Source organism: Vibrio sp. SS-MA-C1-2 (assembly GCF_021513135.1).
Classification (GTDB): domain Bacteria; phylum Pseudomonadota; class Gammaproteobacteria; order Enterobacterales; family Vibrionaceae.
Map to the genome: position 1 here is coordinate 300,134 of NZ_CP090980.1, position 20,316 is coordinate 320,449.

At 37.8% G+C, this 20,316-nt stretch carries 20 protein-coding genes and 2 pseudogenes; 12 read left to right on the forward strand and 10 right to left on the reverse strand.

From position 1 onward, the window contains the following. Positions 1-15: 15 nt before the first annotated feature. From L0B53_RS19520 to L0B53_RS01410, 4 genes and pseudogenes are all read right to left on the reverse strand, one after another. Positions 16-343, reverse strand: a pseudogene (locus tag L0B53_RS19520) (PTS lactose/cellobiose transporter subunit IIA). A 49-nt stretch (positions 344-392) separates the two neighbouring features. Further along, positions 393-1,331, reverse strand: a complete 939-nt coding sequence (locus L0B53_RS01400) for an ROK family protein (RefSeq protein WP_235059524.1) — start codon at positions 1,329-1,331, stop codon at positions 393-395. Positions 1,332-1,376: 45 nt separating this feature from the next. Beyond that, complete coding sequence (locus tag L0B53_RS01405) at positions 1,377-2,789, reverse strand: glycoside hydrolase family 1 protein (RefSeq protein ID WP_235059525.1); 1,413 nt, start codon at positions 2,787-2,789, stop codon at positions 1,377-1,379. Positions 2,790-2,875: 86 nt separating this feature from the next. Next, positions 2,876-4,206, reverse strand: a pseudogene (locus L0B53_RS01410) (PTS sugar transporter subunit IIC). 542 nt (positions 4,207-4,748) lie between these two features. Between L0B53_RS01410 and L0B53_RS01420 the strand changes: the two are divergent. From L0B53_RS01420 to L0B53_RS01430, 3 genes are all read left to right on the forward strand, one after another. Continuing rightward, positions 4,749-5,069, forward strand: coding sequence for a PTS sugar transporter subunit IIB (locus L0B53_RS01420; protein WP_235059528.1), 321 nt, complete (start codon positions 4,749-4,751; stop codon positions 5,067-5,069). A gap of 200 nt (positions 5,070-5,269) precedes the next feature. After that, the gene (locus tag L0B53_RS01425; RefSeq protein WP_235059529.1) at positions 5,270-6,013 is read left to right on the forward strand and encodes a phosphatase PAP2 family protein; all 744 of its coding nucleotides are present in this window, start codon (positions 5,270-5,272) and stop codon (positions 6,011-6,013) included. Between the two features lie 215 nt (positions 6,014-6,228). Continuing rightward, positions 6,229-6,564, forward strand: a complete 336-nt coding sequence (locus L0B53_RS01430) for a zinc ribbon domain-containing protein YjdM (RefSeq protein ID WP_235059530.1) — start codon at positions 6,229-6,231, stop codon at positions 6,562-6,564. A 244-nt stretch (positions 6,565-6,808) separates the two neighbouring features. Here L0B53_RS01430 and L0B53_RS01435 read toward each other — a convergent pair whose 3' ends face one another. Both L0B53_RS01435 and L0B53_RS01440 read right to left on the reverse strand, forming a co-directional pair. Continuing rightward, the gene (locus L0B53_RS01435; RefSeq protein ID WP_235059531.1) at positions 6,809-7,285 is read right to left on the reverse strand and encodes a DM13 domain-containing protein; all 477 of its coding nucleotides are present in this window, start codon (positions 7,283-7,285) and stop codon (positions 6,809-6,811) included. Positions 7,286-7,539: 254 nt separating this feature from the next. Next, on the reverse strand, positions 7,540-8,022 hold the full coding sequence (locus L0B53_RS01440; RefSeq protein ID WP_235059532.1) for a hypothetical protein: 483 nt from the start codon (positions 8,020-8,022) through the stop codon (positions 7,540-7,542). Between the two features lie 206 nt (positions 8,023-8,228). On the opposite strand from L0B53_RS01440, the gene L0B53_RS01445 reads away from it, so the two are divergent. Together L0B53_RS01445 and L0B53_RS01450 are read left to right on the forward strand one after the other, a co-directional pair. Continuing rightward, on the forward strand, positions 8,229-8,798 hold the full coding sequence (locus tag L0B53_RS01445; RefSeq protein ID WP_235059533.1) for a TetR/AcrR family transcriptional regulator: 570 nt from the start codon (positions 8,229-8,231) through the stop codon (positions 8,796-8,798). Positions 8,799-9,046: 248 nt separating this feature from the next. Beyond that, positions 9,047-10,231, forward strand: coding sequence for a multidrug effflux MFS transporter (locus tag L0B53_RS01450; protein WP_235059534.1), 1,185 nt, complete (start codon positions 9,047-9,049; stop codon positions 10,229-10,231). A 310-nt stretch (positions 10,232-10,541) separates the two neighbouring features. Here L0B53_RS01450 and L0B53_RS01455 read toward each other — a convergent pair whose 3' ends face one another. Both L0B53_RS01455 and L0B53_RS01460 read right to left on the reverse strand, forming a co-directional pair. Continuing rightward, positions 10,542-10,976, reverse strand: a complete 435-nt coding sequence (locus tag L0B53_RS01455; RefSeq protein ID WP_235059535.1) for a hypothetical protein — start codon at positions 10,974-10,976, stop codon at positions 10,542-10,544. A 17-nt stretch (positions 10,977-10,993) separates the two neighbouring features. Further along, positions 10,994-11,527, reverse strand: coding sequence for a porin family protein (locus L0B53_RS01460; RefSeq protein ID WP_235059536.1), 534 nt, complete (start codon positions 11,525-11,527; stop codon positions 10,994-10,996). A gap of 374 nt (positions 11,528-11,901) precedes the next feature. Between L0B53_RS01460 and L0B53_RS01465 the strand changes: the two genes are divergently transcribed. Further along, complete coding sequence (locus L0B53_RS01465; RefSeq protein WP_235059736.1) at positions 11,902-12,495, forward strand: sugar O-acetyltransferase; 594 nt, start codon at positions 11,902-11,904, stop codon at positions 12,493-12,495. Positions 12,496-12,679: 184 nt separating this feature from the next. Further along, positions 12,680-12,871, forward strand: a complete 192-nt coding sequence (locus L0B53_RS01470; RefSeq protein WP_235059537.1) for a hypothetical protein — start codon at positions 12,680-12,682, stop codon at positions 12,869-12,871. A gap of 251 nt (positions 12,872-13,122) precedes the next feature. Here the strand turns inward: L0B53_RS01470 and L0B53_RS01475 are convergent, their stop codons facing one another. Further along, positions 13,123-14,775 (reverse strand): FAD-dependent oxidoreductase, encoded by a 1,653-nt coding sequence (locus L0B53_RS01475; RefSeq protein ID WP_235059538.1) that lies wholly within the window; start codon positions 14,773-14,775, stop codon positions 13,123-13,125. A gap of 182 nt (positions 14,776-14,957) precedes the next feature. On the opposite strand from L0B53_RS01475, the gene L0B53_RS01480 reads away from it, so the two are divergent. The 4 genes from L0B53_RS01480 (at position 14,958) to L0B53_RS01495 (ending at position 17,509) form a co-directional block, all read left to right on the forward strand. Beyond that, positions 14,958-15,263: a helix-turn-helix transcriptional regulator gene (locus L0B53_RS01480; RefSeq protein WP_235059539.1), complete on the forward strand. Its 306-nt coding sequence runs from the start codon at positions 14,958-14,960 to the stop codon at positions 15,261-15,263. 8 nt (positions 15,264-15,271) lie between these two features. Beyond that, positions 15,272-15,724, forward strand: a complete 453-nt coding sequence (locus L0B53_RS01485) for a YeeE/YedE family protein (RefSeq protein ID WP_235059540.1) — start codon at positions 15,272-15,274, stop codon at positions 15,722-15,724. Positions 15,725-15,734: 10 nt separating this feature from the next. Next, the gene (locus L0B53_RS01490; RefSeq protein WP_235059541.1) at positions 15,735-16,151 is read left to right on the forward strand and encodes a YeeE/YedE family protein; all 417 of its coding nucleotides are present in this window, start codon (positions 15,735-15,737) and stop codon (positions 16,149-16,151) included. Between the two features lie 257 nt (positions 16,152-16,408). Then, complete coding sequence (locus L0B53_RS01495; protein WP_235059542.1) at positions 16,409-17,509, forward strand: DUF4382 domain-containing protein; 1,101 nt, start codon at positions 16,409-16,411, stop codon at positions 17,507-17,509. Between the two features lie 77 nt (positions 17,510-17,586). Here L0B53_RS01495 and yjeH read toward each other — a convergent pair whose 3' ends face one another. Then, positions 17,587-18,825: an L-methionine/branched-chain amino acid transporter gene (yjeH, locus tag L0B53_RS01500; protein ID WP_235059543.1), complete on the reverse strand. Its 1,239-nt coding sequence runs from the start codon at positions 18,823-18,825 to the stop codon at positions 17,587-17,589. A gap of 333 nt (positions 18,826-19,158) precedes the next feature. Between yjeH and L0B53_RS01505 the strand changes: the two genes are divergently transcribed. Next, the gene (locus tag L0B53_RS01505; RefSeq protein WP_235059544.1) at positions 19,159-20,040 is read left to right on the forward strand and encodes a hypothetical protein; all 882 of its coding nucleotides are present in this window, start codon (positions 19,159-19,161) and stop codon (positions 20,038-20,040) included. Positions 20,041-20,316: the final 276 nt, after the last annotated feature.

A 20,316-nucleotide genomic window follows, 5' to 3' on the forward strand; every position in this document is an offset into this window, starting at 1 on the left:
TTTTGATATTTTCAATTACAGTGCTTGTAATCTTCGATGAATATCGATCATCTCAACAATCATCTCTTTCGTGCTAGCATTGCCGTCATAATATGGTCTTGCGCATGAACCATAATGAGGTTTACTGGCACTTTTCCTTCACCTTCATCCATACCAATCAAGAGCCGTTTGAACATCATGGGCGCGCTTAGATGCCGCAGCAGAGGCTTCTTAATAGCGAATCGACTTTATCCCACTCACCTTTTTTAGCGGCACTTAAGGCTTCCATTGCACATGACTTTGACTCACCAGCATTAATAATCAGTTCCATAACGGTCATTTCTAACGTTTCAGCAGTTAACATGGGGTCTTTCCTTTTAATTAATTCATAAAAATTTGAGATAAGAGCGAGACTATTTACGCGTCTCAGCCATCATAAAAAAGTGATGAGCAGCACCAATAATTCCAGAATCATTATTAAATGCGGTAGATTCAAGAGTGACAAAATCTGAAACTTGAACCTTAAATTGCGGTGCTTCTCGTTCTAAAATATATTGCAAAGCTTTAGTGATTTCAGGGTAGATCTCTTCTCTTGCGCTAATCGCCCCACCGAGTAACACTTTTTGTGGATTGAGGGCAAAAGTCAGGTTGTAGATGCCGATAGCAATACTTTGATAAAATGCTTCTATGACTTGTTGGGCATCTTTATTGCCATTTTCTGCTAATCGATAAACGTCTTTGCCAGAGGTTTCGTCAAAATTTAATTCAGGCTTTCTTCGAACCAGTTTCTTTCGTAATCCGCCATAAATTGAAGCGGTGTCACTTAGTCCATTGCCTTTTCTTTCGGCTTTAAATGGATTATTTGCAAGTGTGAAACCAAATTCACCGGCTCTAAAATTATGACCACGAACAATTTGATTATTAATGACAACCGCACCACCAATGCCAGTACCGATAGTAAAGCAAAGAAAATTATCAATTCCTTTGCCATTGCCTAACCACTTCTCTGCCATCGCAACACAATTTACATCATTATCTAGCTCAACAGGTAGACCTAACTTCTCTAACATTAAGTCACGAAAGTTAAGGCCATAAAAATCATAAATAGCGCCCGCAGTTTCTAAATAGCCACTATTTACATCAACAAAACCAGGCATTGAGAAAGAGGCACCATGCAAAGGATATTGTTTAGCAAGTTGATTTTTTATTTTGACAATATTAGCAACAATCTCATCCCCAGAATGACTGGTATCAATGGCGCCCTTTTCTAAAATCTCACCCTCTTTAGTCACAACGCCATATTTAACTTGTGTGCCACCAATATCAAATGCTAATAAAATCTCTTTACTCATATCGACCTCTTAAGGCTACCCAAAGGTAGCCTAATTTGATGATTGTTATTTTAAGTTTGCACCGCGAGATTGAATCACCTCTTGGTACCAATGGAAAGAGGCTTTCTTACCACGTTTTAGGTCATTGTTATGGTCAACGTGAATGAAGCCATACTGTTTCTTATAACCGTTTAACCAGCTTAAAAGATCGATAGCAGACCACGCGTAATACCCTTTGATGTGAACACCACGGTCAATTGCCGTTTTCACTGCCACAAGGTGATCGTTAATAAAGTTAATACGCGGAATATCACACACGGTATCTTCGATAATAATATCTTCATCACCTAAACCATTCTCTGTGATATAAAGCTTGATCTGACCATAGTGATCTTTCAGCATCTCTAAACCACTAACAAAGCCTTCAGGTGAAATTTCCCAATCCCACTTGGTATAGCGTTTGTCATCCATTTTAACGGTACGGAATACGCCATCAAAACTAGGCTTGCCTGGAGAACCTGTTGAGTTTTCACGCGTGCTTTCAATTGTTTCAATATTTTCAGGACATTTCTCAACACGCATTGGTTGGTAATAGTTCAAGCCCATGAAGTCATTTAATGGTGCGGCTTCTTTTAGTGTTTGTAGTTCTTCTTCCGTCCAATCTGGCGTTAAACCTTGACGCTCAAGCTCTGCCACCACGTACTCTGGATAGTGACCTAAAAGAATTGGATCATAGAACCAATGGGTGTTGAATTGGTTAGCATGATATTCCGCAAGTTTGTTTTCTTCACTGTCATCCACACTAAATGCTGGGCTGAATACATGACTTAAACCCACTTCACCAAATTGATTTAATTTTTTATATTCAATCACTGATCGCGCGTGCGCATAAAATACGTTATGGGTCGCTTGGAAATATTTCTTTGGATCGTTCTGAATACCAGGGGGATGCGCGCCAGCAAGGTAACCCAGTGCGGTAAATACCACGGTTTCATTAAAGGTAATAAAGTTTTTAACTCGGTCACCGAAGGCTTCAAAACAGATTTGTGCATAATCTAGGTAGGCGTCGATGGTATCTTTATTTAACCAGCCGCCTTTCTCTTCAAGCACTTGAGGAAGATCCCAGTGATACAGGGTCACAAAAGGAACAATACCATGCTTAAGACACTCATCAATCACATTGTTATAGAATTCAATGCCTTTTTGATTAACTTCACCCGTACCATTTGGCAAGATTCGAGTCCAAGCGATAGAGAAACGGTAAGACTCCATTCCCATCTCAGCCATTAGCGCAATGTCTTCTTTATAACGGTGATAATGGTCGATAGCAACATCACCATTTGTACCTTCAAATGTCTTACCCGGTATCTTAGTAAATACATCCCAGTTACTTACACCTTTACCATCAACATCCCAAGCACCTTCAATCTGATATGACGCGGTTGCTGCACCGAAAAGAAAATCATGTGGAAATTTCATTTTATTATTCCTTGAATATTTTAGTTTGAGTGACAACCTATTGTTGTTGATTATCACTCATTAATAGTTTGTTTTAGTTCTTAATATTAAGATTGTTCAGCAACTTCGTTTTGTACTGCCATCTTGTCTTGATACTTAAAGAATGGGTAGTAGACACAAACCGTCATTAAGAACACGCAAATCTGTAACAGTGCCGCACTCCAACCACCGACAATGAAACCACTCAATACCATTGGAGTTGTCCATGGAACCTGTACCGCCGAGAATGGGCCAACAAATCCAAATTGAATGGCACTGTAAACCATTACCGCTGAAGTCACGGGCGCTAAGATGAATGGGATCAGCATGATTGGGTTAAAGATGATTGGGGTTGCAAAAATAACTGGCTCATTGATGTTAAAAATGCCCGGGATAAATGAAAGCTTACCTAATTGCTTATACTGCTTAGAACGAGCAAACATCACCATACAGCAAACAAGACCAAAGGTTAGACCTGAGCCACCCACAGTAATAAACTGATCAATAAATTGGTTCGTTACGATTTTTGCATTTCCGCCAGCAACAAGAACTTCACCCGCATTGATTAACGCTTGGTTATGCAGTGAGTTTGCCGTGACGATTGGTCCCATGATACCCATCACAAGAACAGGACCATGAACACCACACCACCAAAATAGCGAGATAAGTAATGCGATTGCCACAACACCAAAGAAAGAATCAGACATGTTCTGTAATGGTGTTTGAACGATTGAGTAAATAGTTTCAATAAACGTCTTATCAAAAGCAACATCAAAGAAAATATAAGTTAAGAAAGCTAAAGTAATAATGATTGAACCAGGAATTAGAGACTTAAAGGCATTCGAAACACCTTCTGGCACACTGTCTGGTAATGTAATAACCCAGTTGCGATTTAGTATCTGAGAGTAGATCCAACCGACTGCTAAACCGATAAGAATCGCTGCAATCATCCCTTTCCCCCTAAGAAGGCTTTAGGAATCACCCCACCAACCTGAGTGCCATCTGGTGCAACAACAAAGGCATTCATTACAATTAGCATAGAAACAATCGCTAAGATACCCGCGTTAATACCGTTATGTCCTTCATACTTAACATAAGTAAAGGCAATACCAAATGCACCGACTAAAGCAAGAATATCAAAAGTAGCTCCAGTTACTTGAAATAGAGGCTTTGCCCATTCTGCACCAAAGATGCCTGTCATAAATTCGTTATAGCCATTGATCGGTACAAAAGCGAGAAGTAAGAAGATAGAACCGATTACCGTTAATGGCATGGTTAACATAAAACCTTCTTTAATTGCGGTAATCGGTTTTGAGTTAACAAATTTCAATATAGTTGGTAAAGCCTTATTGACTCTCTCCATGATGGAGTTTTGAAGTGTTGCTGTTGTCGTACTCATTTCTTCAATCCCTAAAATTCATTTTGTCAGTTTAATTCACTGACGACAAATGTAACCGATTACAGAAACCGGTTACATTCTGGTTTTAAGAATTTATGAGCACCATCACAATAACTTGTAAATTGAGCTCAAATTATGAGATTTGGCTCGCAAATTAATTTTATCTATTACAAAATATAACTATAAAAGCCATAACCATAAGCAACTTAGCGCGTAAGTTTCATTTATTTCCATCGCGAAATAAAATATCTCGGTTGCGTCACAAAATTTCAATTTTTGATTTGTAACGTTATTTTTTTTCATAGATGATAAGAACAACTTAAATAAGGGCTGGTAATAAATATTTGTCTATTCGAATTTGATAAATAATGCATTATTAGCAGAATAAACTTGTTTGTTCAAAGCTATAGTAAATCGCTTAAATAGTGGCTATAGGTTTAAATTGATAAGTTTGAATTGATAGATTTAAATTAATAAATTTAGATTGAAGATAAATACTATAACCCAATATTATTAACCAACCGATGGTTGTATAAGGAATTATGATGAAAATTTTACTACTTTGTGCTGCTGGCATGTCTACTTCAATGCTTGTTAAAAAAATGGAAGCTCACGCAACAGCAAACAACATTGAGGTAGAGATTGATGCTCAACCTGTTGATACCTTTACAGATTCTTTAGACCATTACGATATTTTCTTACTTGGCCCTCAAGTGCGCTTTAAGCAAGCTGAACTACAAGCAATTGCTGATACCGTAAACAAATATGTTGGTGTTATCGATATGATGGATTACGGCATGATGAAAGGCGATAAAGTATTAACAGAAACTATCGCAATTTTTAATGAGAAAGCGACTGCATAGCCTTCTTGAGCAAAAAGTTTAAAATTATTTTATCGGGGCTACTTTTTACGTAGTCCCTTCTTTTATTTGAAATATATTATTATTACAGCCGATTTTTGGAATCTTATTACTCAATTCATTTATTTGCCAAACCGAACTTATTTTGGTCTTGTTGCTATAATTGTTCTATCCGTTATATCATTCAATAATAATAAGTTCATATGCTAAACAATTTTATATCTAAAAAAATAACAAACTATATTGCGTTAATCCTGTTTCTTATTCCTTTATCATTACTCCTTTTCTTCACTGAAAAACCTAATCTTACCGTACCTTCTAGTGAAACAAGTGGTTTTATCTATCATTTATTTACTAATTCCGCTGGTTCGCCTTTTTTCTTGATTCCAGTTAGTTTACTTTGTTTTATTCCATTGCTAATGAGATTGACACTTAAGCAGTGTTTTACCCTTTGGGTTCGATTTGCTATTTTGTTAGTCTTGGCATTCAGTGCTAAGGTTGTTTTGAAAGCAACGACTGAGATTCCGCGTCCATATACAGAGGCGCTCACTCAAATGCATGTCGTCTCTTCACCTGCAGAATTTTATCAGTCTAGTGACGAAGAAAAAACAATGCTAATTGATAATGTTAAAGGGCAAGTTAACCATTGGCGAGTAGAAAGTTGGAAAGACAGCATGAACTATTCATTCCCATCAGGCCATACAATCTTTGTAGCTAGCTGTGTGCTATTTTGGGGCGGGTTTTTATTAAGTCACCGTAAATTTATTCCACTGATTATTCTTATGACTTGGGCAACCGGTGTTGGATTTAGTCGATATTGGTTAGGCATGCATTGGCCTGCAGATCTTTTAGCTTCGATTGCTTTCTCTGCATTCCTGTTCTTGTTTGTACCCGAGTCTATACCCCTACCTAAATGGCTTTCATCTATTTTAGATAAATTATCTTAAATGATGTTTATACCCTTCTAGCTTGAAGGGTATAACCCCAATCATATAGTACACCCATACTCATGGAGCCTTACTTGTTTGCCGCCTACCAGCAACGCCAATTATTTTAAATGTAGAAATCGCGATTAGGTAGGAAATAAGCAGTATAAATTCGCTAACACAGAGAAGATACAGTAACATGTTGCCATCACTTATTTATATGAAAGCAATACAGCATGTCTATTCCTTCTTGTCCAAACTGTCAATCTGAATATGTCTACCAAGATCAAAACAACCTTGTCTGTCCTGAATGTGCTTATGAGTGGAATCCTGAAGAACTCGAAGCTCAAAAAAAGGCAAATGCAGTAAAAGATATTAATGGTACCGTTCTTGAAACTGGTGATAAAGTCACCATGGTAAAAGATTTAAAAATAAAAGGCAGTTCAAACGTAATTAAAATTGGCACAAAAGCGGTCATTAGACGCATCATTGAAGGAAAAGATCATCAATTAGACTGTAAGTTAGATAGTGGAATAGAAATGATGATCACCGCAAAGTACGTGAAGAAGTGATCGATTGAAGTCAGTCTCAATTCATATCAAAAATAATAGAAGTTGCTAATCGGTAACCTGTGCCTATACCTGTACAACTTAGCAACTTCAAATATTAAAGGTATATACCCAAAGTAATTGGAGTTGCTAGTAGGCGGCAAGTGAATGAGGCCCCATGAGTATAGTTGTACTATATGATTGGGGCGAATGAGCGTAGCCAACAACCTAGCAACGTCAAGTAAGAAGGGTATATTTATAAATAATGTTATTGATACTTTGCTGCTGTAATAAACTGCCCAAAGGATTCACACCAAATAATAACGGAAGTGTAATCAGAAGGGTTTATTGTTTCAGGAATATCAACAATAAAATTATTAAAGGTTTTTACATCTCCGACTTTCACCATTGTTGATTTTAACTGATTAAAGTCAGCTTCAGTTTCTACAAAATCAGGTGAGAGATAAATTTTATAATCGGGTCCAGGTGCTAACTCTCCCTTGAATGTAATCACAGAAGAATCAATGGTAACAACACCTTCTCCCCAATGAAAACCATCACTATCTTGAAGATCTTTGACAAAATTTCCTTTATATTTTGCATCTTTAGCCGCACTTTTTACAGCCTGCTCCGTCGGTGCTTCAGGAGCTGTTAATATTGGTAAAGCGTAAATTCCGCCTGCAAAACCAATAATAGTGACCGCGATATGAGAGATAAATAATAGTACAATAGTTCGTTTTTTCATAAAAAGACTTTCCTTGTTAACCGGCCTCAATGTCATGAGGAAACTCGCGATCTGCCAAAATAATTACCTTAATATACCTAAAATAATTGGAGTTGCTAGTAGGCGGCAAGCGAGTGAAGCCCCATGAGTATAGAGGTTCTATATGATTGGGGTGAACGGGCGACGCCAACAGCCTAGCAGCTTCAAGTATGAGGGGTATAATAGACCTAATGTCATTGAAGGTATTCATAGACAAATGAATGATGCCTCATATTTTAAAATTTAAAACGTCTATAAATACTATTTGTAATATCGATATTATTTGAAAAATGACTCCCTTTCTCAAACTGATTGTCATTTGATGTGTTATTGATTTTTGCACTCATCCTCATCAAATGGTGATTATTCGACATATTTTTTGATGATTGATCTAAGCGATTTAGACATTGATCAATACTTAGATCAAGTTGGTTAAGTGCTTCATTAGCCGAAGTTTGAACAGTTAACTTATCTTGACTTGTCGATGCTGTTTGATTAGCTGATAATTCATATTCATCGACTTTCTGGTCAAAAAAATAACTTTTATCTATGATGGGTGCTGATTCATCAAATACACTATTTATTGAGTTACTTCTCTGAAAACCACTCAACAAAGAAATACTTTTCAAATAACTCTCTTTATCCATATCTAGCTCGATCGCTAACGTTGAATTGGTAAATAGAAGGAACAAAAATATGGTCCCAATTACACCTTTCATATCATCACATCCCTATTAACGTGAAATTCCTTTGCACAATAAATGCCATAATAAAATCAAATATTATCAACTAGGCTAATCCATTATAGAAGAATAAACTAATTAGTTCATTTTAGTCTAGGGGAGATGTTATTGCCTGTCAAGCTAGATAAACTAATTAGTTTAGTTTAGAATATTAAGTCTATTTTCCATCTGGGAGTCTAAAAATGAAAGAAAAAGAATTACTTGCTCTAAATAAGTCTTTAGAACTATTTGCATCTAATGGTTTTCATGGTACCAGTATGGATAAAATAACGGCGGCGACAGGTCTATCAAAAGCAACCATTTATAAGTACTTCAAGAGCAAAGAAGGGCTGATTGCAAAAACATTAGATATTAACGGAACTCGTTTTCTGGAGACAATACACGATGTGTTTAAACAAGATAACCTTAACCTCTCCGAAAAGATTGATTATTATTTTAATGCTATCAAAACGAGTGCTCAAAATGATAACTTCAACGGTTGTCCGTTCCAACTGGCTTACAGTGAATACTGGAATAAAGATCAACAAGTTATTCTAGCTTGTCAAACATATAAAGAAAAAACAAAATTACTATTCGCGGATTTATTAATTAAACATAACATTAAAAACTCAGAATTAAAGTCGGAAAAGATCTGCTTAATTATTAATGGTGTTTTAGCAACATTACAAATAAATAGTAGCCAAAATTCATTAAATATTGCAAGAGAAATGATCTCAGACATTATTGATAAAGATAAAATACTCTGCCAATAAAGTAGAATACCTATACTTATGCGCCTCACTCGCTTGCCGCCTACTCGCAACGCCAATTACTTTAGGTATATTTCGACTTTAAATATGACAAAATAGGCACATTTATTATAAATTATAGATCTTCCCTTTCCCATTGAGTTACCCTACTCTTAATCAATCAAAGTTAAATACAGAAAAACCAGGTTGCATGATTACTTATTATTCAGTATCTTAGTGCGAATTACTTTCACAATAAGCTACTTTTCATCATGCCAGCCTTCCGTTTTCGTTCGATCCTGCTTGCTTGTTTAATTATTAGTGTTGGTCAGCTCAGTATGGGGCTTGTTCTCCCCTCTCTACCTTGGATAGCGAAAGATTTTAATATCTCAATAGATGATGCTCAACTTCTTATCAGTGTCTACCTTCTTGGCTTTGGCCCATCACAATTCCTTTATGGTCCAATATCCGACTCATTGGGCCGAAAAAAAGTGCTTTTATTCGGACTATTAATCGCATTATTAGGTTTACTGGCAATCATCTTTTTTCATCAGCATTTTTATAATGTTGTATTAGGCCGTTTTTTACAAGGCTTAGGAACAGGCTGCTGTGCAGTGCTTGCAAGAGCAACAATCAGAGATCGATTCAACGGAGCAGAACTACCCATAGCGATGTCTTATGTTGCGATGACTGCGTCGATAACACCGATGTTAGCCCCTGTTATTGGGGGGTTTATTAACTATCACTTTAATTGGTTAATTATCTTTATCTCTCTTTTTGGCTACGTATTAATGGCTTGGTTGGTGATTGCGGTTAAATTTAAAGAGACCGTTTCAGAAAAAAAAGCGATTCCATCAGCAAAAGAGATATATATACAATACCGTCAATTACTCTCTTCTCGGTACTTTATCAGTTTTGCATCTATCGGTTGGCTTAATTTCAGTCTGATGATCACCACCGTTTCCGTCATGCCATTCATTATGCAGAACCAGATAGGAATGACATCAGATACTTATGCAATGTGGGCTTTGATTCCAGCTATTGGTATGTTTATTGGCACAAATATTTGTAACCGTGTCAGACCTAAAATCGGTACAAAGCGAATGTTATTAGTCACCCCAATTCTTCATGTTTGTGCTGCAATCTGGCTATTTTTTGCTCCAGTAGAGCCCATTTTCATGATGCTTGGTCAATTATTAATGATCTTAGGTAATGGTATTGCCCTTCCATGTGCTCAGGCAATGGTTATGCAACCGTACAAAACTCAAGCTGGCGTCGCGGCTGCAATGTCGGGAGGAGGTCAAATGATTGTCTCTTCTATTGTTAGCCTTATTTTGGTTCAATTAGGCTTAAATCAAGCTTGGCATCTCTCCTTTATTATTGTTATTTTTGCCTTTATTACCCTCAGTAATATTTTACGCGGCTTTGATCCAAAAACGGTTGCTATTGAGCTGTAATACACTCATGCATAAAAAAGCTGCATTTTAATAAAATAAAATGCAGCATATTCAACTTTAATGCGCCAACTCTATTAATCCGTCAACTGAATTGGATAAAATACAAATAAAATATAACACAACAATAACAATTACGCTGCATTATGATCACTAATTGACAGAGAGTTGACTTATTGATATATCGAAACTCACTTATATACCTAAAATAATTGGAGTCGCTAGTAGGCGGCAAGTGAAGCCAACAACCTAGCAACGCCAATGACTTTGCGTATATTACACAGACACTCTCAAGTAGAAATGAAGTTACGGATTAGAAACGATAAGTAACGCCAAATGCAGCTGAAACATCAAAGTCAACATTTGACTCTAAATCAACACCTGGATTGACCTGAAAATAAGCTCTCAAATTATTTTGAAAGTCAGCTTCAATACCAATAGGTACTCTTGGTCCAAAACCATCATCCCAATCAGCCCAGCCGCCAACACCAATATACCAGTCAAAAAGTACAGAATGGCTATCATCACCAATAGGTGCAGTTGCTAAGCGATAATCGTAAGCAATTCCATCATTACCAAATGAGACTTTATTTTTTTTATATTCAATAATACCGCCAAGACCTCGATCAAAACCGATTCCCATCGCAATTTCATTGGATTTTTGTGTCATCATTCCACTTTCATTGGCTGCAAAAGAGCCAAAAGAAAGCACTGATAATAAAAGAAAAGTGGCTGTTTTATTCATCATCTACTCAGAAAACTCAATTAAAAGCTAAAAGTAACGGTTGCGGCAGCAACATTAACTTTGCTGTAGTCACCAAGCTCAAAAATAGTATAACTTACACCCACGGCGACATGATCCGTTGCATAGAAATTAGCACCAATACCGTACATAAAATCAGTGTCATCTTCATCGATATTTTGAGCTTGATCTGAAATACTAACATCATTCAAACTAAAGCTATGCACACCCGCTTTACCCCAAACACCAATCGGGCCAAGGCTCATACCTACGCGAGCGGCAAGATATAGAGTTTCTGCATCTGAATTACTATCGTAAGAAGAGAAGTTACCAAAATTCTGATAGCCCGCTTCAATATCAACAACAGGTAAAATACCCGTACCAACATAAGCACCATATGAAGACCAATCATCAGATCCCCAACCAGTTTGATCAAATTCAGTTGTACCGAATGAACCACCCACATAGACCAGTGGATCTTTTGAAGACTCTTCTGCCGCAAGGGTACTACAAGAGATGAATGCTGTTGCAACGAATGCTAACGTTTTTAATTTCATAATATGACTTCTCTTTTATTATAAATATGGTTAAATCACTAAGCCAAAAAAGGAGTTATTACCGTAAATTTATTGGCTCTGAAACAGTATCTGTTTCGTGTCTAACTAATATAGCCAACAATATTTAAAATACATGAAATTACATTACAAAATTAAATTAATTCTTCCCTTATTTAGTATAAAAGCTCAATAATACAATGACTAAACTAAAAACAATTGGAGTTATTGGTATGAAAAAAGTACGAAAAGTAATATGATTTTGGCAAATGAGTGAGGCCCCATGAGTATAGGTGTACTCTATGATTGGGGCGAACGAGTGCAGCCAACAACCTAGCGACTTCAAGTATGAAGAGTATAATAAATAAGAAGCGATGATGAACAACCAAACAGAAAAAGAAAAGATGTTAGCGGGTCTGGCATACAATGCTTGGGATGATGAACTAACTCAAAATAGAATGAGAGCGAAATCGATTTGCCATCAATTTAATATGGCGGATCCAACTCAATTAACCGAACGTATGAAAATAGTAAAGTCTTTACTCTCTTTTCAGGGTGAGGCTCATATGGAACCTAACTTTTATTGTGATTATGGTTTTAATATTCATGTAGGTAATAATTTCTATAGCAATCACAATCTCACTATTCTAGACGTTTGTGAAGTAAAAATAGGGGATAATGTCCTTATTGGCCCTCATGTCATGATAACAACTGCAGGTCACCCTATCGATCCGATTGAACGTCAAATCACGGAGTTTGGCTCTCCAATCTCAATTGGCAATGATGTCTGGATTGGTGGAAATGTCTCAATACTACCGGGTGTGTCGATTGGCGATAATGTCGTTATCGGTGCAGGAAGTGTAGTCAATAAAGATATTCCGAGTGATAGTGTTGCTGTTGGTAATCCATGTCGAGTTATCAAAAAAATAAGCACGACAAATAATTATACCCCAAATAATTGGCGTTGCTAGTCGGCGGCAAGTGAGTGAGGCCCCATGAGTATAGGTGTAGTCTATGATTGGGGCGAACAACCTAGCGACTTCAAGTATGAAGGGTATAAATTCAGCTAAAGATAGGGTTTTTACTGTATACTCGGTGGCACTCTTTATTAACTAAAAAATAAAACGAATGAATGGACTCTCACGAAAATTTTATATGATTTTTCTGATCATTATTGGTGCAAGCTTTATTAGTAGTGCCTTTGACGAATTTGGGCTATATAGCGCAACACAAGACGTACAAAAGATGATTAATGCAATTTGTATGTTAGCAGGCGCAATCTTCGCACCGGTAGTATTAAATTTAATCAGTACGGGAAAAGCCTCTTTAATTCCAAAGTGGAAATAATATATATACCCAAAGTAATTGGCGTTGCTAGTAGGCGGCAAGTGGGTGAGGGCCCATGAGTATAGGGGTACTCTATGATTGGGGCGAACGAGTGCAGCCAACAACCTAGCGACTTCAAGTATGAAGGGTATAAGCCAAAGTAATTGGCGTTGCTAGTCGTGGCAAATGAATGTCGCCATTACGGTTATAAACCTAGCCTAGCCTAGCCTAGCCTAGCCTAGCCTAGCCTAGCAACTATAAGTACGAAGAGTTTAGGCTTTCGCAAACAGATAAGTTCGATAGCCACCGATTAAGTTTCTGGCTTGGTAACCTGAATTAACCAATTGACGATAAGCAACGTTACCCCGTAACCCAACCTGACAGTAAATAACAATCTCTTTATCTTTAGGCAATTCACTCATTCTTGTGCGCAGTTGATCCACAGGGATATTAACCGCACCTTCGATATAACCAATTTTCTCTAGCTCACCCGGATTACGAACATCCAGTAAAAGCTGGTTTTCATTTAACTGATCTATTTGATCAAAATGAATCGGTGTTAGATCTCCCATCAATATATTATTGGCAACAAAAGCCGCCTGATTAATCACATCCTTTGCACTACCATAAGGCGGCGCATAAGTTAGTTCTAAATGTTGAAGTTGCTCAATGGTCATCCCTGCGCGTTGTGCGACAGCCAAAATATCTATTCGTTTATCAACGCCATCTTTTCCTGCAGCCTGCGCCCCTAAAATCTTGCCATTTTCAGGAGAAAAAAGTATTTTTAGCGAAACAACTTCAGCACCGGGGTAATAGCTGGCATGGCTAGCAGTGTGAACATACACCTTTTCATACGGGATCGCTGAGCGTTTTAAGAATTTCTCATTTTTACCTACCGATGCCACCGCTAAGTCAAAGATTTTCACAATCGACGTGCCTTGAGTTCCTTGATAAGTTTCATCACGACCAAAGATATTATTTGCCGCCATTCGACCCTGTCTATTTGCAGGTCCAGCTAATGGCACAAATCCAGCCTCTCCTGTGACAAAATCTCTATCCTCGATTGCATCTCCCACCGCATAGATATAAGGATCACTGGTCTGCATTGAGTCTGTAGTAAAGATCCCGCCAAGTTCGCCCAGTTGTAAACCCGCTTCTTTTGCTAACTTAGACTCTGCTCTTACACCAATGGCCATAATAATAAGATCGGTACTGATTTTATTACCATCACTTAAAAATAGATCCGCACTGCGATCGGCTTCTTGATACTCAACACCTTCAAGGGCAACCCCTAAACGTAAATCAACCCCTTTAGATTTAACTTCAGCATGCGCAAATCCCGCCATCTCCCTATCTACCGAAGTCATTAATTGATCTGTCATTTCAATTAAGGTGGTTTTAATACCTAATTGATGGAAAGCTTCAACCATCTCAAGTCCAATAAAACCGCCACCGACGACCGTCGCATGTTTAGGTTTATTTAATTTAATCAGATCTAAGATACGATCCATATCTGGAATATTACGGAGAGAGTGGGCTAATGGATTAGATATTCCTTCAATGTTAGGAATGAACGGTGCAGCACCCGGACTGAGAATAAGATAGTGATAAGATTCAATATACTCGTTCTGATCAATCAAATTTTTAACGGTGACTGTTTTATTTTCTTTATCAATCTTTACCACTTCATTGTTGACTCGAACATCAACATTAAAACGGGCAAGGAAACTTTCAGGTGTTTGAAGTAATAATTTACTACGTTCCTGAATATCACCACCAATATGATAAGGTAAACCACAGTTTGCAAAAGAGACAAAATTTCCTCTCTCAAGCATGATAATTTCAGCCTCTTCACTCAATCGACGCGCTCTTGCTGCAGCAGAAGCCCCACCAGCTACACCACCGACAATCACAATCTTGCTCATTCCAGAATCCTCTCCAAGGTTAACAATAGATCAAGAATAGAACAAAACTATATATTAGTAAACTCTAAATTAGAGTTTTTTAAATTAGTAAAATATGAATTAGAGAAAACTAAATTAGTCTTGACTAAAATAAAGAGCATCGTATGATTAGCAAAGTCTAATCCGTAAACAGAGGTCAAATAATGGATTTAAATAAAATGCGACAAGACTCTGCCGTTGTTGCAGAGTTACTTAAAACCATTGCGCATTCCGAACGGTTGATGGTGTTGTGTCAGCTCATTGGCAGTGAAGTTCCTGTCAGTCAATTACAAGCAAACTCAGTACTGAGTCAGTCAGCACTCTCTCAACATTTAACTGTATTAAAAAAGAAACAGTTAGTAACGGCACGCAAAGAAGCACAACAAGTCTTTTATTCACTCGCCGATCAAAAACTGGTGATATTAATTCAACAATTACAGGATCTATATTGTCCGCATAACGAAAGTTAGGAGTTATTATGTCATTTACTTTTCCATGGGCTTCCCTATTTGGCGGAATTTTATTAGGACTGTCAGCCGTATTACTGTTGTGGGGAAATGGCAAGATCGCGGGGATCAGTGGGATCTTATCAGGTATTCTACCGTCTAAATCTGCTCCCCAAAACGACAAGGCTTGGCGAATGCTCTTTTTACTCGGCATGATTTTAGGTGGCTTTATTATTAACCAAGTTACTGTGATGATTGACCAAGGTGGACTTTACTCTATTCCAGAGAGTTACTCAGGCTCTACCCTATTAATTGCGGTGGCGGGATTATTGGTTGGCATTGGCACAAAATTAGGCAATGGTTGCACCAGTGGACATGGAATTTGTGGCATGGGTCGCCTCTCGGTTCGTTCCATGGTTGCCACCATCACCTTTATGATCGTCGCTGCAATCACCGTTTTTATCCGCCTTCATATTCTTAATTAAGGAACAGATTATGTTTTTCATTACCGCATTAATATCAGGCCTTCTTTTTGGTATGGGCATGGTGATTTCTGGCATGGTTGATCCCATCAATGTTATCGGCTTCTTAGATATTGCAGGGGATTGGAAACCCGACCTTGCTTTTGTTATGGGTGGGGCACTGTTAGTCTTTGCGCCGACTTATCTTATTTTTATTAAAAAACAGAAAAAACCTTTATTTTCAGAGACCTTTAATTTACCCATTTCTCAAATCATCGATAAAAAACTCTTCATTGGCGCAGCACTTTTTGGCATTGGTTGGGGATTAGCGGGGATTTGTCCAGGTCCTGTCGCCTCTTCACTCTCGATGATCGGCGAAAACAGCGATATTTTAATTTTTTTCGTGATGATGTTAATTGGTTTTAAATTGCCAACTTTGATTAAGCGTTAATACTCTATCCAAAGTCATTGTCGTTGCCAGTCGGCGACAAGTGAATGAGGCCTCATGAGTATAGGTGTACCATATGATTGGGGCGAATGAGCGTAGCCAACAACCTAGCAACTTCAAGTAAGAAGGGTATATATCAAGAACAACTCCCAACCCAAGAGTCGTCCTTAATATTCTTCTGACATTACACACACAATTTAGTGACATAAGTTTAGATAAAAAAGGGTAAATTAACCAAAATCTAAAAATATGGTTTCATAATGAAAAAATTAACATTAGTTCTATCTTTAATTACTACCTCTATTTTATTATCAGGGTGCAATTCTTCTAGTTCATCATCCCCTTCTACAAACAATTCAACACAGGAAATCGGCTCCTTTACCCTCAATGTTTCCGATGCTCCTGTTGATCAAGCGAATCATGTTGTCACCACTTTCTCAGAAATTGTGCTTGTCCCTGTAAAAGATAATTCATCCGAAAACGATGAAAGCCGTAAACCTTTCTACATTAATACATTTGATGAAAAGCAAGTAGATTTATTGCAATATCAAGGCGAGAATTACGAAACAATCATTTCAAGCTTAGATGTTCCTATTGGTGATTACACTATGTGTCTCTATGTTAAAAATGGTGTAACAGCGGGTGCAACAGACCGCTCTTATGTTGATACTGATGATGGCATTCTTCCTTTAGTTGTGGAGAATCAAGGATCTTGCTCAGGAATTAAGCCTCAAGGTGAGAATACTGGTCGTCTTTTCTTCAATAAAACCTTCTCAATAAATAGTGGTTATAACTCTTTCCTTGTCGACTTTGATCTACGTAAAGGATTAACTAAACCGACAGGGCAAGACCTATTTAAATTAAAACCGACTGCCGTTCAGTTAACAAACCTTGGAACAACGGGTTCAATTACAGGCTCGATTACCGAGCAACAAATGAGTGCTTGTATCAATGATACTCAATCTATGATCAATGGAACTGAAGGTGACGAGTTTGTTCACGCTGCTTATCTTTATGCGGGTGAGATGGATCGCAGTATGATGGGCGATGCTTACGACACAACAGAACAAAGCGATTTAAGCAAACCTGTCGCCATTGCCAATATTCTAGGTCATGATACAAACAATGATGGCGAATTTGATCAGTTTGATTACTACTTCCCATCAGTCGGTGCAGGCAATTACTCAATTGCTTATACCTGTGTCGCTAACAATGATGATCCAGACAACATCGACTTAATTGACACGAAAAATATTAATGAGAATGCAGAGAGTGGCTTTATGTTTTATCAACACTACACACCAGTAACGGTTGAAGCCGCTAAAACAACAACACAAAATCTCACTCAACTACTATTTTAATCCACTCGTCAAAGCAAAAACCTCAATCACATGACATTGATATAAAATGTGGTTGAGGTTAATCAATCCAATTAACGTTATCTTGCATATTTAGGTATAACCAACCAAACCAATCCCAACATAAAAAGGGCATATAAGGTCGCAAACCCTAACGACATTAAAACCAACAGACAGATAATTAATGAGATAAATGCAAGAATACGCTGAAAGCCCGCTAATAAACGAAAAGCACTCCACATCGCAAATAGATAAATCACCACAAAGATGCCATTAGCTAACGCAAGAAAATGCTCAATATCAATATTAGAAAACTCGCCAAATAAGCAAGAGAGCGCTAATGTCACACCAACAATTAAGGTCGCACGGACAGGAACACCACGACGAGAAAGCGTTGCCACTTTACTTGTTGGACGATATTCACGCACCAGTGCCCAAATCATTCTTGCTAAACTTTGAGTATATAAATTAATGGTTGCAAAACAGGCGAGAAAACCAATCACACTAATCAACCAAGTCACCTGAGAACCGAAGAAAATATTCGCTAAATAAGGAACAGATAGGGTATTTAATGCTTCGTCACCATAAGCATGATGCTTTAACACAACCGTAGTAAATAAATAATAAATGGTTCCAGCCACCAAACAACCAACAATAATCGCAATAGGATAATCACGATCGGGGCGCTTAAACTCCTCTCCCATATGAGCAAATGCCTCGATACCCACAAAACACCAGAACATAATGGCAATCGCATCCATAATGGGTAAAAAAGAGTCTGTAGGGGAAGTGTGTGGCAGTAAATCATGCGTTTCTATATCACCATACCAAGCAAACAGTATCACCAATAATACAATCCCCATCGCAATCAATGTCTGTAACTGACTCGAGGAGCGACTTCCGGCAAAATTAACCCCCATCAGCAATACGACAATGACCAATTGCGCAATGAGTGGTGTCGCTAAAAGTGTTGGTGCAATTTGTTGAGCAAAACCACCAGCAATAGCAATCGCGGCAGGAACACCAACAGGAATAACTGAAAGAAAGAGAATCCCAATCGCTTTTTCTAGTCGAGACCCAAAAGCTTGTCGAACAAAATAGGATGCTCCACCTGCATTGGGGTAGCGCTTGCCTAATGCCGCAAAGGTGATAACAATTGGAAAAATAGCAATAATTAAGAGCCACCACGCCCATAATACTTGTTCACCGGCAATGGTTGCGGCAATCGCTGGCACCATAAACAGCCCTGTTCCTAGCAGGGTTGTTGACATCTGTCCTATTCCACCCAGTAAGGTGATCTCTTTTTTTAATCCTGACATAACCGTCCTAGTTGGTTAACTTACTAAAAGAATTCTGTTTTATTCGTGGAATTGTTTGTTTAATGACATCTTATACTCAAAGTCATTGTCGTTGCTAGTAGGCGGCAAGTGAGTGAGGCCTCATGAGTATAGGTGTACTATATGATTGGGGCGAACGAATACAGCCAACAACCTAGCGACTTCAAGTATGAAGGGTATATTTGTATTAACTCTCTTTTATTTGTTCTTTTCTCAAACTTAAGTCCAACAGATTAAAATCAGCCTTGACTTAAAGTTAACTTTAACTTGTATTTTATTGTTAATCATTAATTTTAATAAAAAGGAACTTAATCGATGAATAAACACATGACGCAAGGGATCAATGCTTTAGCCAGTGTTGTTGAAAATGAAAAGAATGGATGGTTTGGTGGGCATATTGGAGCCGCATTAATTGCCGGTTCGGAGTTACTGAATAGCAAGACTTTATCTGAAAGTGGCAAAGCCGCCTTACATAAGAGATTAGATCAAATATCAGACCAATATAAAAATGAGATTTTAACGTTTGAACATATATTAGATCAATATACCGATGACTTTTCACCGATATTAAACGCATTAGAAATCAGCACAACAAACCTTTCTCATTCTGGTCATGGCACTATTTATGGCGCTCTCTTTTTAACTGCCGCACAAGGGAATAAAGTGACTATGAAGCAAGTTGAGAATGTCGCTTCATTAATTATCAATTGCCAGCAAGATAGAGGGAATCGATATGCCGGTATAGACGATTATCGTAACCACCCATTAACTGACTCAACATTAGCCATAGAACAACAAAATGCACTTGAAGGCGAATGGATCTATCAATACGCAGTAAACCAAAGTACCCAGGATATCCACTACGACAACAATGATCACTTTTTAGCCGGAGAGAAAGTTCATGGTATCACTCATGCTCAAGCACTTTATCAGTTAGAAGTATTAGGCTATTCCATGTTAGCTGAACAAGGCAAACAGGTTTTACTCAGACAACTTATTTTAAATAACCAAAAGCCCGATAATAAACTCATTAAAGTGAAAGCTAAAAATTTTGACCTTACAAGTTCAAATCTCACCGTTAAAGACTTTAACGACCTGCATCAAATCAAGCTTGCTTATAGCTATCAGCAGCTTGAATCAAAGCTATCTTTACCTCTAAATAAACTGGATAACTTATGGGGATCACATTACAAATAATCAGGGATCTAAGATTTCATATTCATGTTGGTTAAATAGAATGTAAATGTTGAGTGTCCAACAACGGTATACATACCAATTTACCCCATCACTAAGCCTGCCATTTTATTTGTCCTAGGATATACCCTTCTTACTTGAAGCTGCTAGGTTGTTGGCTACGCTCATTCGCCCCAATCATATAGTGCACCTATACTCATGAGGCCTCATTCACTTGCCGTCTACTAGCAACTCCAATTACTTTGGGTATAGATCCGTCTTTTTAATCAATAATGATGG